We start from the raw sequence: 15,036 nt of genomic DNA, 5'->3' as shown, positions 1-15,036 counted from the left end.
ACGACGAGGGCCCGCCTCCCCGGCAGGGGAGGCGGGCCCTCGTCGTTCTCCTTGCTACTGCTTGCGCAGGCGGAACGTCAGGGACAGGCCCTCGTCCGTGAACGGCGTCCCGTACGTGTCGTCCGCCTCGCCCTGGGCGAAGTCCGTGGCGAGGACCTCGTCGGCGATCAGCCCCGAGTGGCCGGTAAGCGCGGCGATCGTCGCCGGGTCGGTGGCCGTCCAGCGCAGGGCGATCCGGTCGGCGACGTCGAGGCCGCTGTTCTTGCGGGCCTCCTGGATCAGGCGGATGGCGTCCCGGGCGAGGCCCGCGCGGCGCAGCTCCTCCGTGAGCTCCAGGTCGAGCGCCACCGTCGCACCCGCGTCGGAGGCGACCGACCAGCCCTCGCGGGGCGTCTCGGTGATGATCACCTCGTCGGGGGCGAGGGTGACGGTCTCGCCGTCGACCTCGACCGAGGCCGTGCCCTCGCGCAGGGCGAGGGAGAGGGCGGCCGCGTCCGCCGCCGCGACGGCCTTCGCCACGTCCTGGACCCGCTTGCCGAACCGCTTGCCCAGCGCCCGGAAGTTGGCCTTGGCGGTCGTGTCGACCAGGGAGCCGCCGACCTCGCTCAGCGATGCGAGCGACTCGACGTTCAGCTCCTCCGTGATCTGGGTGTGCAGCTCGGGGGAGAGCGTGTCGAAGCCCGCGCCCGCGATCAGCGCACGGCTGAGCGGCTGCCGGGTCTTGACGCCCGACTCCGCGCGGGTGGCGCGGCCCAGCTCGACCAGGCGGCGGACCAGGACCATCTGCCTGGACAGCTCGGGGTCGATCGCCGAGAGGTCTGCCTCCGGCCAGGAGGACAGGTGGACCGACTCCGGGGCGCCCGGGTCGACGGACACGACCAGGTCCTGCCAGACCCGTTCGGTGATGAAGGGGGTCAGCGGCGCCATCAGCCTGGTCACCGTCTCGACGACCTCGTGCAGCGTGCGCAGCGCGGCCTTGTCGCCCTGCCAGAAGCGGCGGCGGGAGCGGCGGACGTACCAGTTGGACAGGTCGTCGACGAACGCGGACAGCAGCTTGCCGGCGCGCTGGGTGTCGTACGCGTCCAGCGCCTGGGTGACCTGGTCGGTCAGCGCGTGCAGCTCGGAGAGGAGCCAGCGGTCCAGGACCGGGCGGTCCGCCGGGGCCGGGTCGGCCTCGCTCGGCGCCCAGCCCGAGGTGCGGGCGTACAGGGCCTGGAAGGCGACCGTGTTCCAGTAGGTGAGGAGCGTCTTGCGGACGACCTCCTGGATCGTGCCGTGGCCGACCCGGCGGGCCGCCCAGGGGGAGCCGCCGGCCGCCATGAACCAGCGGACCGCGTCGGCGCCGTGCTGGTCCATCAGCGGGATCGGCTGGAGGATGTTGCCCAGGTGCTTGGACATCTTGCGGCCGTCCTCGGCGAGGATATGGCCGAGGCAGACGACGTTCTCGTAGGAGGACTTGTCGAAGACCAGGGTGCCGACCGCCATCAGCGTGTAGAACCAGCCGCGGGTCTGGTCGATGGCCTCGCTGATGAACTGCGCCGGGTAGCGGGACTCGAACAGTTCCTTGTTCTTGTACGGGTAGCCCCACTGCGCGAACGGCATGGAACCCGAGTCGTACCAGGCGTCGATGACCTCGGGCACGCGGGTGGCCGTCTTCCCGCACCCGCCCTGCGGGCACGCGAAGGTGACGTCGTCGATGTACGGGCGGTGCGGGTCGAGGCCGGACTGGTCGGCACCGGTCAGCTCGGTCAGCTCGGCGCGCGAGCCCACGCAGGTGAGGTGGTCGTCCTCGCAGCGCCAGACGGGCAGCGGGGTGCCCCAGTAGCGGTTGCGGGAGAGCGCCCAGTCGATGTTGTTGTTCAGCCAGTCGCCGTAGCGGCCGTGCTTGACGGAGTCCGGGAACCAGTTGGTCCGCTCGTTCTCCTCCAGGAGGCGGTCCTTGATCTCCGTGGTGCGGATGTACCAGGAGGGCTGCGCGTAGTACAGCAGCGCGGTGTGGCAGCGCCAGCAGTGCGGGTAGCTGTGCTCGTACGGGATGTGGCGGAAGAGCAGGCCCCGGCTGTCCAGGTCCTCGGTCAGCTTCTCGTCGGCCTTCTTGAAGAAGACGCCGCCGACCAGCGGGACGTCCTCCTCGAAGGTGCCGTCGGGGCGGACCGGATTGACCACCGGCAGGCCGTAGGCGCGGCAGACCTTGAGGTCGTCCTCACCGAAGGCGGGGGACTGGTGGACGAGACCGGTGCCGTCCTCGGTGGTGACGTAGTCGGCGTTGACGACGTAGTGCGCCGGCTCGGGGAACTCGACCAGCTCGAAGGGGCGCTGGTACGTCCAGCGCTCCATCTGGGCGCCGGTGAAGGACTGCCCGGTGGTCTCCCAGCCCTCGCCGAGCGCCTTGGCGACCAGGGGCTCGGCGACGACGACCCGCTCCTCGCCGTTCGTGGCGACGACGTAGGTGACGTCCGGGTGCGCGGCCACGGCGGTGTTCGAGACCAGCGTCCAGGGTGTGGTCGTCCACACCAGGAGGGCGGCCTCGCCGGCCAGCGGGCCGGAGGTGAGCGGGAAGCGGACGTAGACGGACGGGTCGACGACCGTCTCGTAGCCCTGCGCCAGCTCGTGGTCGGACAGGCCGGTGCCGCAGCGGGGGCACCAGGGGGCGACGCGGTGGTCCTGGACCAGCAGGCCCTTGTTGAAGATCTCCTTCAGCGACCACCAGACGGACTCGATGTACTCGGGATCCATCGTGCGGTACGGGTCCTGGAGGTCGGCCCAGTAACCCATGCGGGTCGTGAGCTCCTCGAAGGCGTCGGTGTGGCGGGTCACCGATTCGCGGCACTTGGCGTTGAACTCGGCGATGCCGTACGCCTCGATGTCCTGCTTGCCGGAGAAGCCCAGCTCCTTCTCCACCGCCAGCTCCACCGGGAGGCCGTGGCAGTCCCAGCCGGCCTTGCGGCCCACGTGGTAGCCGCGCATGGTGCGGAACCGGGGGAAGACGTCCTTGAAGACGCGTGCCTCGATGTGGTGGGCGCCGGGCATGCCGTTGGCGGTGGGCGGGCCCTCGTAGAACACCCACTCGGGGCGGCCCTCGGACTGCTCCAGGCTCTTGGCGAAGATCTTCTGCTCGCGCCAGAAGTCGAGCACCGCGTGTTCGAGCGCGGGCAGGTCGACCTGGGCGGGCACCTGGCGGTACTGCGGCTGCGTATTCAACGAGCTTCCTCCGGCGGACGTGCTGCCTTCCGTCGGAGGGACGAGAGCCGTGCTCCCGCGGTACCACCCTCCTTGGCTCCCCGGTGCGTCGTGTGCGCCGGACAGCCCCCTCATTGGGGTCGCGTGCCGGTTCTACTCGCCGCGGCTCGTCGGTCACGGCTTTCTTCCGGCGGCTCCGGGGTGATCTTCACGTCGCGCTCGCCCCCGGGCTCACACCGTCCCCGGGTCGCTCTGGGCTGCTGACGCCGCTACTCGTCCCCATCCACGCTTTTCGCTCCGCCCAGTGTACGGCGCCGCGCGGACCGCGGCCGACCCGTTTTCGCGGGGGCCGGAGCGGTGGGCACCGCGGCGGCCCCGGTGGGGCCCGGCGTGACCCGAATGCCGTCGGCGCGCGTGCCGCGTCCGGGCGGCACGGCCGGACGCCGTCCGGGCGGATTACCGGGCGGGGAGCTGGGCACAACGCATGCATGCTCGCCGCGTGGCGCACGGCGGGCCGGCGAATCGGGCGGCGTGCCCCGTTGCCGCGGGACCCGAGTCGATTTATCGTCCCAGCACGATTCGCGCGCAAGATCACAATATGTGAAGGGGCCGCGGCCATGGTGGCGAAGAAGACCGCCGAAGAGCAGTCGGAGGCGGCTGCGGAGAAGACCGCCGCCAAGAAGACGACGGCCAAGAAGACGACGGCCAAGAAGGCAGCCGCCAAGAAGACAGCCGCCAAGAGGACGGCTGCGAAGAAGACCACGGCGGATGGGACGGCGAGCGCCGCGGAGAAGACCGCGGCGAAGAAGAGCACCGCCAAGAAGAGCACGGCGAAGAAGAGCACGGCCAAGAAGGTGGGCGCGGCGCGGGCCGCGGAGCAGACGGGAGCCACGACGGTGGTTGCGAAGAAGACTCCTGGCACGGCCACGGCGGCCAAGACCGCCGTTCCCAAGGCACGCGGCGCCGCCGCCGGCCCCGGTGACCTCGCGGTACGCCCCGGTGAGGAGCCCTGGACCCCGGAAGAGGTCGAGGAGGCGCGCGGCGGGCTCGAGTCGGAGGCCGGCCGGCTGCGCACCGAGATCGACTCCGCCGAGCGGTCGCTGCAGGGCATGATGCGGGACTCCGGCGACGGCGCGGGCGACGACGAGGCCGACACCGGCAGCAAGAACATCACGCGCGAGCACGAGCTGGCGCTGGCCGCCACCGCGCGGGAGGTGCTCACTCAGACCGAGCACGCCCTGGAACGCCTGGACGCGGGCACCTACGGCCTGTGCGAGAACTGCGGCAACCCCATCGGCAAGGCGCGCATGCAGGCATTCCCGAGGGCGACCCTCTGCGTCGAGTGCAAGCAGAAGCAGGAGCGCCGGTACTGATCGTCCGCCATCGCGCGCAGGTATGGGTCCTGAGCACGTACGGGACGGAAAGTGTGCCGTACCCTCGTCCTCAGTCAGGTACCTAGGCTGAGGGACTCACGTGGCAGAGGCGGAGCGCATCATCGGTACGCCGGACACCCCGGACGCGGCGGGGGACGGGCAGGAACGGCCCGACGCCGATCAGGCGGGCGCTCCGGAGCGACCCCGGGGCAGGCGGCGGATCGCCGTGCTGTTCGCGGTCGCCGCGTTCGCGTACCTGCTCGACCTGGTCAGCAAGATGATCGTGGTCGCCAAGCTGGAGCACAACGAACCGATCGAGATCATCGGGGACTGGCTGAGGTTCGCGGCCATCCGCAACGCGGGCGCGGCCTTCGGCTTCGGCGAGGCCTTCACGGTGATCTTCACGGTCATCGCGGCCGCCGTGATCGTCGTGATCGCCCGCCTCGCGCGCAAGCTCTACAGCCTGCCGTGGGCGGTCGCGCTCGGTCTGCTGCTCGGCGGCGCCCTCGGCAACCTCACCGACCGGATCTTCCGCTCGCCCGGCGTCTTCAAGGGCGCGGTCGTGGACTTCATCGCGCCCAAGCACTTCGCCGTCTTCAACCTCGCCGACTCGGCGATCGTCTGCGGCGGCATCCTGATCGTGATCCTCTCCTTCCGGGGGCTGGACCCGGACGGGACCGTCCACAAGGACTGAGCGCGCGTTCGGGAGTGTCCGACCCGTCCGGCATACTCGACGGGTGAGCACGATTCCCGAGATCCGCACCCTGCCCGTGCCCGACGGCCTGGAGGGCGAGCGCGTCGACGCCGCCATCTCCCGCATGTTCGGCTTCTCCCGTACCAAGGCCGCGGAACTCGCCGCGGCGGGCAAGGTGCAGGTCGACGGATCGGTGGTCGGCAAGTCCGAGCGGGTGCACGGCGGCGCCTGGCTGGAGGTCGAGATGCCGCAGGCGCCCGCGCCCGTGCAGATCGTCGCCGAGCCCGTCGAGGGCATGGAGATCGTCCACGACGACGAGGACGTGGTCGTGATCGTCAAGCCCGTCGGCGTCGCGGCCCACCCGTCCCCGGGCTGGAGCGGGACGACCGTCATCGGCGGACTGGCCGCCGCCGGGTACCGCATCTCCACCTCCGGCGCCGCCGAGCGCCAGGGCATCGTGCACCGTCTCGACGTCGGCACCTCCGGCCTGATGGCGGTGGCCAAGTCGGAGCGCGCGTACACCTCGCTCAAGCGCCAGTTCAAGGAGCGCACGGTCGACAAGCGCTACCACACGCTCGTGCAGGGCCACCCCGATCCGACCAGCGGCACCATCGACGCCCCCATCGGCCGCCACCCGCAGCACGACTACAAGTGGGCCGTCACCGCCGAGGGCAAGCCCTCCGTCACGCACTACGACCTCATCGAGGCCTTCCGCGCCGCCTCCCTGCTCGACGTGAAGCTGGAGACCGGCCGCACCCACCAGATCCGCGTCCACATGGCCGCCCACCGCCACCCCTGCGTCGGCGACCTGACGTACGGCGCCGACCCCACGCTCGGCAAGCGGCTGCGCCTGACCCGCCAGTGGCTGCACGCGGTCCGGCTCGGCTTCGAGCACCCCGGCACCGGCGACTGGGTGGAGTACGCCAGCGACTACCCCGAGGACCTCCAGCTGGCCCTCGACCTGGTCCGCGAGGAGACCTACGGATGAGCGGCCCGGCCCCGGCCTACGTGGTGCGCGTCGCCGAGGACCCGGCCGACCGGGAGGCCTGCTTCGCGGTGCGCAAGGACGTGTTCGTCGCCGAGCAGAAGGTCCCCGAGGACATCGAGTACGACGCCGACGACGCGCACGCCCTGCACCTCCTCGCGGTCCGGGAGGACGGCGAGGCCCTGGGCACCGGCCGGCTTCTGCACGGCCCGGCCGTCGGCTCGCTCGGCCGGCTGGCGGTGACCGCGGCGGCCCGCGGGCTGGGCGTCGGCGCGGCGCTGGTGCGGGCCGTGGAGGACGCGGCACGCGCGCGTGGGCTCACCGCGATGGACCTGCACGCGCAGACCCACGCCCTGGGTTTCTACGAGCGGCTGGGGTACGTGGCGTACGGACCCGAGTTTCCCGACGCCGGCATCCCCCACCGCGCGATGCGGCGCGCCCTGTAACCGGAGGCGCGGAACAGGCTGGTGGGGCCGGTGGCGTGGCAGGCTTGAGGTCCGCCGTGCGCATACCGAGACCCCACCGGAGCGGTGACCGTGGATCAGTTGGCCCTGTTGTTCATGCTGTTGCTCGGGGCCCTGCTGAGCGTCCCCCTCGGTGCCCGGCTCGGGCTGCCGGCACCGGTCCTGATGACGGTCCTCGGGATCGTCCTCGCCCTGCTCGACTTCGTGCCCAACGTCGACATCCCGCCCGAACTCATCCTGCCCGCGCTCCTGCCGCCGCTGCTGTACGCGGCCGTGCGGCGCACGTCCTGGCGGCAGTTCGCGGCCAACAAGCGCCCGATCTTCCTGCTGGCGGTCGCGCTGGTCTTCGTCACCATGGCCTGTGTGGCCACCGTCGCCCACGCGATCGTCCCGGGGCTGCCGATCGCCGCCGCCTTCGCGCTGGGCGCCCTGGTGGCGCCGCCCGACCCGGTCGCGGCGACCGCCGTCGCCGGGCAGCTGGGGCTGCCGCGCCGCCTGGTGTCCATCCTGGAGGGCGAGGGGCTGTTCAACGACGTCACGGCGATCGTTCTCTACCACGTGGCCATCGCCGCGGCCGTCAGCGGCACCTTCTCGGCCTGGGAGGCGGGACTCGACCTGGTGCTGTCGGCCGTCGTCGCCGTCGCCGTGGGACTCGCGCTGGGCTGGGGTTCCAACAGGCTGATGAGCCTCCTGGAAGATCCGACGCTGCAGATCGGCCTGACCCTGCTGGTGCCGTTCGTGAGCTACGTGGCCGCCGACGAACTGCACGGCTCGGGGGTGCTCGCCGTGCTCACCACCGCGATGTTCCTCGCCGAGTACGCCTCGGACGCGGACGACGTGATGACCAGGCTCGCCGGGCACACGGTGTGGGACGTCGTCGACACCCTGGTCACCGGCGTGGCCTTCGGGCTGATCGGTCTCGAACTGCACAACGCGATCCGCACCGCCTCCGGCCGGTGGGCGGAGCTGCTGGGCTGGGCGGCGGCGGTCAGCGCCGTCGTCATCCTGGTCCGGCTGCTGTGGCTGCTGCCCGCCACCTGGCTCACCCAGCGGCTGCACGCCAGACGCGACCAGGACGAGGACATCCCGACGAGCTGGCGGGAGACCGTCGTCATGTGGTGGGCCGGGATGCGCGGCGTGGCCTCGGTCGCGCTGGCCCTCGCGATCCCGCTGGAGACGGAGGACGGAGCGGCCTTCCCCAACCGGGAGGAGATCATCTTCATCGCCTTCGGGGTGATCATGGTCACTCTGCTGCTCCAGGGACTGACCCTGCCCTGGCTGGTGGGCCGGCTCGGCGTACGGGCGGACACCGAGCGGGAGCAGGCCTACGAGAAGGAGCTGGGCCTGCGGGCGGCCAAGGCGGCCAAGCAGCGGCTCAAGGAGATCGAGGCCGTGGAGGAACTGCCGGACGAGCTGGCCGAGCAGATGCTGCGCCGCGCCTACGACATCGGGGTGCGGATCAGCCCCGACCTCGGGGACGAGGAGCGCCGGGAGGCGCAGGAGCAGCGGGCACGGCGGATCAAGCGGGTCCGGCGCATCCAGGGCGAGATGCTCAGCGCCGCCCGGCACGAGATCCTCGCAGCGCGCAGCGAACCCGGCTCCGACCCGGAGATCGTGGACCGGGTGCTGCGCCACCTGGACGTGCGCAGCCTGCGCTGAGCCCCGCCCGGCCGCGCGGCGGTCACAGGCTCTTGGTGGGGTGCTCCGGGAAGCGGCGGATGCCCCCGTCGGAGGAGCGGCGGGGCCGGTGGACGCCGTCGCGGGACGGTCGCGGGGCCGCGTCCGCGGTGTTGACCCGCGGCAGGGCGTAGGGGTGCTCCTCGGCCAGCCAGCGGATCATCCCCTCACGGACGGTGACCCGCACCGTCCAGATGTCGTCCGCGTCCTTCGCCGTCACCAGGGCCCGCACCTGCATGGTGTTCTGGGTCGTCTCGGTGACCGTCAGGTTGTAGTCCCGTCCGTCCCAGGCCGGGCACTCGCGCAGCAGGTCGCGCAGCCGCTCGCGCATCCGGTCCAGGGGCGCCGTGTGGTCGAGGTGCCAGAAGACCGTCCCGGTCATCTGCGGGGTGCCGCGCGACCAGTTCTCGAACGGCTTGGAGGTGAAGTACGACACCGGCATGGTGATCCGGCGCTCGTCCCAGGTGCGCACCGTCAGGTACGTCAGCGTGATCTCCTCGACGGTGCCCCACTCGCCGTCCACCACGACCGTGTCGCCCATGCGCACCATGTCGCCGAAGGCGATCTGGAACCCGGCGAACATGTTGCTGAGCGTCGACTGCGCGGCTATGCCGGCCACGATGCCGAGCAGCCCGGCCGAGGCCAGCAGCGAGGCCCCCGCCGCGCGCATGGCGGGGAAGGTGAGGAGCATCGAGGCCACGGCGACCACGCCGACGACCGCCGTGACCACCCGCATGATCAGCGACACCTGGGTGCGCACCCGGCGGACCCGGGCGGGGTTCCGCTGGGAGTGGGCGTGCGCGTAGCGGGAGTACGACGTCTCGACGACGGCGGCGGCGATCCGGATCACCAGCCAGGCCACCGAGCCGATCAGCAGCAGCGTCAGCAGCCGGCCGACGGCCGACCGGTGGTCGGGAAACACCTGGGCCTCGACGTACGACCCTCTCAGCAGGGCGGCGCACAGCATCACCTGGTACGGGATGCGGGCCCGGCGCAGCAGACCCCACAGCGGCGTCTCGGGGTGCCGTCCGTCGGCCTTGCGCAGCAACAGGTCGGTGGCCCAGCCGATGACCAGCGTCAGCAGGACGGAGCCGCCGACCACGATCAGGGGGCGGAGTATCGTCTCCATGCCCTCGAACGTAACCGCCCGCGGCGTGCCGTGAACCTGTGACTTCCGTCCCGCCCGGGGAATCTCCGCGCATCGCGCTGTCACACCCGGCTGGCACCATGGCCTCATGAACATCGTGCTCTTTCACTCGACCCTCGGCCCGCGGCCCGCGGTGCGGCAGGCCGCCGACCGGCTGCGCGACGCCGGGCACCAGGTCTGGACCCCGGACCTCTACGAGGGCCGGACCTTCGACACGGTCGAGGAGGGCATGGCCCACCAGGACGGGATCGGCCGGGAGGAGCTGCTCAAGCGGGCCGTGCTGGCCGCAGCCCCGTATTCCGAGCGAGGACTGGTGTACGCCGGGTTCTCGCTCGGCGCGTCCATCGCCCAGACCCTCGCCCTCGGCGACCACCGGGCGCGCGGACTGCTCCTGCTGCACGGCACCTCGGACATCGCGGCCAACGCCGCGGTCGACGACCTGCCGGTCCAGCTGCACGTGGCCGAGCCGGACGCCTTCGAGACGGACGACTGGCTCAGCGCCTGGTATCTCCAGATGGGCCGGATCGGCGCCGACGTGGAGGTCCACCGGTACCCGGGGGCGGGCCACCTCTACACCGACCCCGAGCTGCCGGACTACGACGAGGAGGCGGCCGAGGCCACCTGGCGGGTGGCGCTCGGCTTCCTCGACTCGCTCGGGGAGGAGACGGCTCAGGCGGGCGAGTAGACGCGCTCCACCCGCTGGGTGCCGCTGCGGGTGCGGTAGGAGCGGACCCACCGGGACGTGGCGTCCGGGTCGGTGCGGTCGGAGACGGCGTAGTAGTCCATCTGCGCGCGCTCCGCCGTGATGTCCAGCACGCCGTATCCGTGCCGGTCGGTGTCGACCCAGTGGACGTGCCGGTTCGCGGCCCGGATGACCGGTGCCGCGATCGCCGAGACGGTGCCCTCGGGGACCTTCACGATGTCGTCGAGGTTGTCGGAGGTCACCGAGGTGACGACGAACTCCGTGGCCGCGGAGGCGGACAGCGGGTACGTGCCGGCGTTGTAGGGCACGTCGTTGGCCCACGCCATGTGGATGTCGCCGGTGAGGAACACGGTGTTGCGGACGGCGTTCGCGCGCAGGTGGGCCAGCAGTTCCCGGCGGTCGTCGGTGTAGCCGTCCCACTGGTCGGTGTTGAGGGCGAGGCCCTCCCTGGGCAGGCCGAGCAGCTCGGCGAGCGGCTTGAGCAGCTCGGCGGAGAGCGAGCCGATCGCGAACGGCGACATCATCACCGGGTTGCCGACCAGCCGCCAGGCGGTGTCCGAGGCGGCGAGGCCGGACTTGAGCCAGTCCAGCTGGGCCCGGCCGGTCACGGTGCGGTCCGGGTCGTCGACCTCGCCCTCGCCGATGCCCACCTGCTGCGAGCGGTAGGTGCGCAGGTCCAGCAGCGACAGGTCGGCCAGCTTGCCGAAGCGCAGCCGCCGGTAGGTGGTGCCGGCGATCGCCGGGCGCACCGGCATCCACTCGAAGTAGGCCTGCTTGGCGGCGGTCTGACGCGCCGTCCAGGCCCCCTCGGCGCCCTCGGTGTGGTTCTCGGCGCCGCCCGACCAGGTGTCGTTGGCGATCTCGTGGTCGTCCCAGATGGCCACGACCGGAGCGGTGGCGTGCAGCGCCTGGAGGTCGGGGTCGGTCTTGTACCGGCCGTGCCGTACGCGGTAGTCGGCGAGGGTGAGGATCTCGTGGGCCGGGGCGTGCGGCCGTACGACGGTGTCCCGGGTGCCGTACTCGCCGGTGCCGTACTCGTAGATGTAGTCGCCCAGGTGCAGCCAGGCGTCCAGGTCGCCGCGGGCCGCGAGATGGCGGTACGACGAGAAGTACCCGGCCTCCCAGTTGGCGCAGGAGACCACGCCGAACCGCAGCCCCGGGACGGCCGCGTCGGCCGCCGGCGCGGTGCGGGTACGGGCGACGGGGGAGTCGGTGGGGCCCGCGGAGAAGCGGAACCAGTAGTCCGTGGCGGGGGCGAGACCGCGGACGTCCGCCTTCACGGTGTGGTCGGAGCCCGCGGTCGCGGTGACGGAGCCCTTGGCGACGATGTTCGTGAGGGCCTTGTCGGTGGCGACGACCCAGCTCACCGGGGTGTCGGGACCGGCTCCCGAGCCCGGTATGGCCTCGGGCACCGGCGTCACGCGGGTCCAGAGCAGGACGCCGTCGGGCAGCGGGTCCCCGGAGGCGACGCCGTGCAGGAAGGCGGGGGCGGTGTCGGCGGCGCCCGCGGGCAGGGCGGCGGCGAGCGGGGCGGCCAGGACGGCGCCGGCCGCCGCGGCCTTGACGACCGTACGGCGGCTCGGAGTTCGGGCGCCCGCGGGCTCGGCGGGCGACGGGACGGGAATCTCGGACGATCTGTGTCGACTGGTCACGGACGATCAGGTTACTGATCGGTATGCGCGCGAGCGGGCGAACTCGTAAAAGTTCGCCCGCTCGTTCGTCCTGCGTCGGTGCGGCGTCACCCCCGTGCGGGGGTCACGCGGGGGTCACTTGGTGACCTTGGCGTCCTTGAGCGCCTTCTCCCAGTCGGCGACCGAGCTGGGGTTCTCGATCACCTTGTCGTTGATCTTGATGGTCGGGGTCGACTGGACGCCCTCGGCGGTGTCGAAGGACTTGCTCATCCGCATCGCCCAGGCGTCGTAGGTGCCCTTCTCCACGGCGTCCTGGAACTTCTTGTTGCCCTTCAGGGCGTCGACCGAGTTCGCCACCTTGACCAGGTAGTCGTCCTTGGCGAACTCGTCGCTGGACTCCTCCGGGTGGTACTCGGAGGAGAACAGGGCGGTCTTGTAGTCGAGGAACGCCTCGGGGCTGACGTTCAGCGCGGCGCCGAGCGCGCTGAGCGCGTTCTTCGAACCCTCGCCGCTCAGGTTGCCGTCGAGGAAGGTGCCGATGGTGAAGGAGAGCTTGTAGTCGCCGTCCTCCATGCCCTTGTTGACGTTCTCGCCGATGTTCTGCTCGAAGGAGGCGCAGGCCGGGCAGCGCGGGTCCTCGTAGAGGTGGACGGTGTTGTCGGTCTTGGACTCGCCGATGGTGACCGTGGTGCCGTCCTTGCCCGAGGTGTTGGCCGGGGCCACCACCTTGGCGTCGGCGGCCGCCTCCCACTTCGAGGGCTGGTTGCCCTGGACGACGGCGTAGCTGATGCCGCCGGCTATCGCCAGCACGCCGACGATGGCGGCGGCCACGATGCCCTGCCGCTTGACCTTGTCGCGCTTGGCCTGACGCTCGCGCTCCTGGCGCAGGCGCTCACGGGCCGCCGTCTTCGCCGCCTGGCTGTTCCGCTTGCTCATGATGGTGATCTCTCCGGGGACGCGCACACAGGGGTGTGCGGAAACTCGTACGGGGGGCTGCGGTGCTCGGTGAGGTCCGGTGACGGTTCACACGAGGGCGGCCGCGCACGGCGGTCCGCGACGTCCCAGGGAGTGCGTGAGGATCCGCTCGCGGGCGCCGGTGGTGCGGCCGGCCGCGACGACCGGGCGGCGCGCCGCCGGGGCGCGGCGGACGCGTACGGCCGCGACCGCGAGCAGCAGCGGCCGGAAGGTGGTCGCGGCCACCGCGCCGAGCAGCTGGGCCAGTGCCTTCTCGCCCCGCCGCAGCCAGGCCGCGGCGAGCAGTCCGACCCCGACGTGCGCGCCGAGCAGCAGCCAGGCGGTGCCGGGATCGGCGTCGGCGAGCAGCGCCGCCATCCGGTCGGTCTCGGCGCCGGTCACCCGGGTCAGCGGCGCGGTCACGCCCGCGTGGAGGCCGGTGCCGTCGCCGCACAGCACGTCGAAGCCGACGGAGCGCAACGGACCCGCGACGGGACCGCCCGCCCGGCCGTAGCAGACGTGCTGGCCGGTGGTGAAGACCGTGTCGGCGGCCAGCTCCAGCGGGATCAGCAGGGCGGCGATCCGCCCGAAGCCGCGCTCGCGCCGCCCGGCCAGGGCGTACGCGATCAGGAACACGGCGGCGGCGACGGCGGCCACCGTGGGCAGCGGCAGCGGAACCCCGGACAGCAGCACGTGCGACGCGGTGCTGAGGGTCACGACGAGTGCCGTGAACAGCGCCGCGCGTACGGCTCTGAGCGGGGTTCCGGATATGTCCATAGCAGTAGAAGAGTGTGTCACGGGGTCCGGTAAGGGACCCCTAAAGGGTTCCTGTGAGAGTGCCGACGGTTACAGACCCGGAATGCGGCCGTTGCGGAACAGGTCGACGAAGGTCTGGTGGTCGGCACGCGCGCGTGCGCCGTACCGGTGCGCGAAGTCGGTCAGCAGGGGGGCGAAATTCTCCTCGTCGGCCGCGATCGCCGCGTCGATGGCCCGTTCGGTGGAGAACGGCACCAGCGACTCGCCGGACTGGTCGTCGGCCGCCGCGTGCATGGTGGCCGTGGCCCGGCCCAGGTCGGCGACGACCTCGGCGATCTCCTCCGGGTCGTCGATGTCGCCCCAGTCCAGGTCGACGGCGTACGGCGAGACCTCGGCGACCAGCTGGCCGGAGCCGTCCAGCTCGGTCCAGCCCAGCCACGGGTCGGCGTGCGCCTGCAGGGCGCGCTGGGAGATCACCGTGCGGTGGCCCTCGTGCTGGAAGTAGTCCCGGATCGCCGGGTCGGTGATGTGCCGTGAGACCGCCGGGGTCTGGGCCTGCTTGATGTAGATCACGACGTCGTTCTCCAGGGCGTCGCTGTTGCCCTCCAGGAGGATGTTGTACGAGGGCAGGCCGGCCGAGCCGATGCCGATGCCCCGGCGGCCCACGACGTCCTTCACGCGGTAGGAGTCGGGGCGGGCCAGGGAGGACTCCGGGAGTGTCTCCAGGTAGCCGTCGAAGGCCGCGAGCACCTTGTAGCGGGTGGCGGCGTCCAGCTCGACGGCACCGCCGCCGGGGGCGAAGCGGCGCTCGAAGTCGCGGATCTCGGTCATCGAGTCCAGCAGCCCGAAGCGGGTCAGGGAGCGGGCCACCCGCAGCGCGCCCAGCAGCGGCCCCTCCGCGGAGTCCAGCGTGAAGGGCGGCACCTCGTCGCTCTTGGCACCGGTGGCCAGGGCGTGGATCCGCTCGCGGTACGCGCCCGCGTACACCCGGACCAGCTCGGTGATCTGCTCGTCGCTGAACGCCTTCGCGTACCCGATCAGCGCGATGGAGGCGGCGAAGCGCTTGAGGTCCCAGGTGAAGGGACCGACGTAGGCCTCGTCGAAGTCGTTGACGTTGAAGATCAGCCGGCCGGTGGAGTCCATGTAGGTGCCGAAGTTCTCGGCGTGCAGGTCGCCGTGGATCCACACCCGGGAGGTCCGCTCGTCCAGGTAGGCGCCACCGTCCTGCGCACCGAACTCCCGGTCCACGGTCAAATCGTGGTAAAAGAGGCATGCCGTGCCCCGGTAGAACGCGAAGGCCGAGGCCGCCATCTTCCGGAACTTCACGCGGAACGCCGCCGGGTCCGCGGCCAGCAGCCGGCCGAAGGCGGTGTCGAAGACGGCGAGGATCTCCTCGCCGCGGTGCTCCTCGTTGAGCTGCGGGACCGACATGCCTGGTGCCTCCTGGTGCGGGGTGGTGCCTGACGGGTGGA

Annotated in this window: 12 protein-coding genes; 6 read left to right on the top strand and 6 right to left on the bottom strand. The window is 71.7% G+C overall.

Annotated elements, in window-relative coordinates; translation table 11 throughout:
• Positions 1 to 54 precede the first annotated feature (54 nt).
• A complete protein-coding gene (gene ileS, locus DMH12_RS09130) occupies positions 55 to 3,201 on the bottom strand; it encodes an isoleucine--tRNA ligase (protein WP_185832213.1) in 3,147 nt (1,048 codons plus the stop codon).
• 596 nt (positions 3,202 to 3,797) lie between these two features.
• Between ileS and DMH12_RS09120 the strand changes: the two genes are divergently transcribed.
• The 5 genes from DMH12_RS09120 (at position 3,798) to DMH12_RS09100 (ending at position 8,355) form a co-directional block, all read left to right on the top strand.
• A complete protein-coding gene (locus tag DMH12_RS09120; RefSeq protein WP_125491048.1) occupies positions 3,798 to 4,553 on the top strand; it encodes a TraR/DksA family transcriptional regulator in 756 nt (251 codons plus the stop codon).
• A gap of 100 nt (positions 4,554 to 4,653) precedes the next feature.
• On the top strand, positions 4,654 to 5,247 hold the full coding sequence (gene lspA / locus DMH12_RS09115) for a signal peptidase II (protein ID WP_125491047.1): 594 nt from the start codon (positions 4,654 to 4,656) through the stop codon (positions 5,245 to 5,247).
• Positions 5,248 to 5,290: 43 nt separating this feature from the next.
• A complete protein-coding gene (locus DMH12_RS09110) occupies positions 5,291 to 6,235 on the top strand; it encodes an RluA family pseudouridine synthase (RefSeq protein ID WP_125491046.1) in 945 nt (314 codons plus the stop codon).
• Positions 6,232 to 6,678 carry a GNAT family N-acetyltransferase gene (locus DMH12_RS09105; RefSeq protein WP_125491045.1) on the top strand — a complete coding sequence of 149 codons (447 nt, stop codon included), beginning with the start codon at positions 6,232 to 6,234 and terminating at the stop codon, positions 6,676 to 6,678. The genes DMH12_RS09110 and DMH12_RS09105 overlap by 4 nt, the downstream gene beginning before the upstream one ends.
• A 90-nt stretch (positions 6,679 to 6,768) precedes the next feature.
• A complete protein-coding gene (locus DMH12_RS09100) occupies positions 6,769 to 8,355 on the top strand; it encodes a Na+/H+ antiporter (protein ID WP_125491044.1) in 1,587 nt (528 codons plus the stop codon).
• A gap of 22 nt (positions 8,356 to 8,377) precedes the next feature.
• Here DMH12_RS09100 and DMH12_RS09095 read toward each other — a convergent pair whose 3' ends face one another.
• Entirely contained in the window at positions 8,378 to 9,502 is a 1,125-nt protein-coding gene (locus DMH12_RS09095; protein WP_125491043.1) for a mechanosensitive ion channel family protein, read from the bottom strand.
• A 61-nt stretch (positions 9,503 to 9,563) separates the two neighbouring features.
• On the opposite strand from DMH12_RS09095, the gene DMH12_RS09090 reads away from it, so the two are divergent.
• Entirely contained in the window at positions 9,564 to 10,205 is a 642-nt protein-coding gene (locus DMH12_RS09090) for a dienelactone hydrolase family protein (protein ID WP_386934579.1), read from the top strand.
• Here DMH12_RS09090 and DMH12_RS09085 read toward each other — a convergent pair.
• The 4 genes from DMH12_RS09085 to DMH12_RS09070 all read right to left on the bottom strand — a co-directional run bounded on the left by DMH12_RS09085 (position 10,190) and on the right by DMH12_RS09070 (position 14,995).
• On the bottom strand, positions 10,190 to 11,875 hold the full coding sequence (locus DMH12_RS09085) for an alkaline phosphatase (RefSeq protein ID WP_125491041.1): 1,686 nt from the start codon (positions 11,873 to 11,875) through the stop codon (positions 10,190 to 10,192). The two genes, DMH12_RS09090 and DMH12_RS09085, sit on opposite strands and share 16 nt — an antisense overlap.
• A 114-nt stretch (positions 11,876 to 11,989) precedes the next feature.
• Positions 11,990 to 12,790: a DsbA family protein gene (locus DMH12_RS09080; protein WP_125491040.1), complete on the bottom strand. Its 801-nt coding sequence runs from the start codon at positions 12,788 to 12,790 to the stop codon at positions 11,990 to 11,992.
• An 87-nt stretch (positions 12,791 to 12,877) separates the two neighbouring features.
• Positions 12,878 to 13,585 (bottom strand): hypothetical protein, encoded by a 708-nt coding sequence (locus tag DMH12_RS09075; protein WP_125491039.1) that lies wholly within the window; start codon positions 13,583 to 13,585, stop codon positions 12,878 to 12,880.
• A gap of 69 nt (positions 13,586 to 13,654) precedes the next feature.
• Complete coding sequence (locus DMH12_RS09070) at positions 13,655 to 14,995, bottom strand: DUF2252 domain-containing protein (protein ID WP_125491038.1); 1,341 nt, start codon at positions 14,993 to 14,995, stop codon at positions 13,655 to 13,657.
• Positions 14,996 to 15,036 lie beyond the last annotated feature (41 nt).

Origin of the sequence: Streptomyces sp. WAC 04229 (genome assembly GCF_003947455.1) — a bacterium.
In the GTDB taxonomy this organism is placed as follows: Bacteria; Actinomycetota; Actinomycetes; order Streptomycetales; family Streptomycetaceae; genus Streptomyces.
The sequence above is the reverse complement of the archived record's forward strand: the minus strand, read 5'-3'. Positions and strand labels throughout refer to the sequence as shown.

Bases quoted from the DNA above. Each gene is read 5' to 3' on its own strand.
- DMH12_RS09075 (WP_125491039.1), bottom strand. From the start codon at position 13,585: ATGGACATATCCGGAACCCCGCTCAGAGCCGTACGCGCGGCGCTGTTC.
- DMH12_RS09080 (WP_125491040.1), bottom strand. From the start codon at position 12,790: ATGAGCAAGCGGAACAGCCAGGCGGCGAAGACGGCGGCCCGTGAGCGC.
- DMH12_RS09095 (WP_125491043.1), bottom strand. From the start codon at position 9,502: ATGGAGACGATACTCCGCCCCCTGATCGTGGTCGGCGGCTCCGTCCTG.
- DMH12_RS09120 (WP_125491048.1), top strand. From the start codon at position 3,798: ATGGTGGCGAAGAAGACCGCCGAAGAGCAGTCGGAGGCGGCTGCGGAG.
- DMH12_RS09105 (WP_125491045.1), top strand. From the start codon at position 6,232: ATGAGCGGCCCGGCCCCGGCCTACGTGGTGCGCGTCGCCGAGGACCCG.
- DMH12_RS09070 (WP_125491038.1), bottom strand. From the start codon at position 14,995: ATGTCGGTCCCGCAGCTCAACGAGGAGCACCGCGGCGAGGAGATCCTC.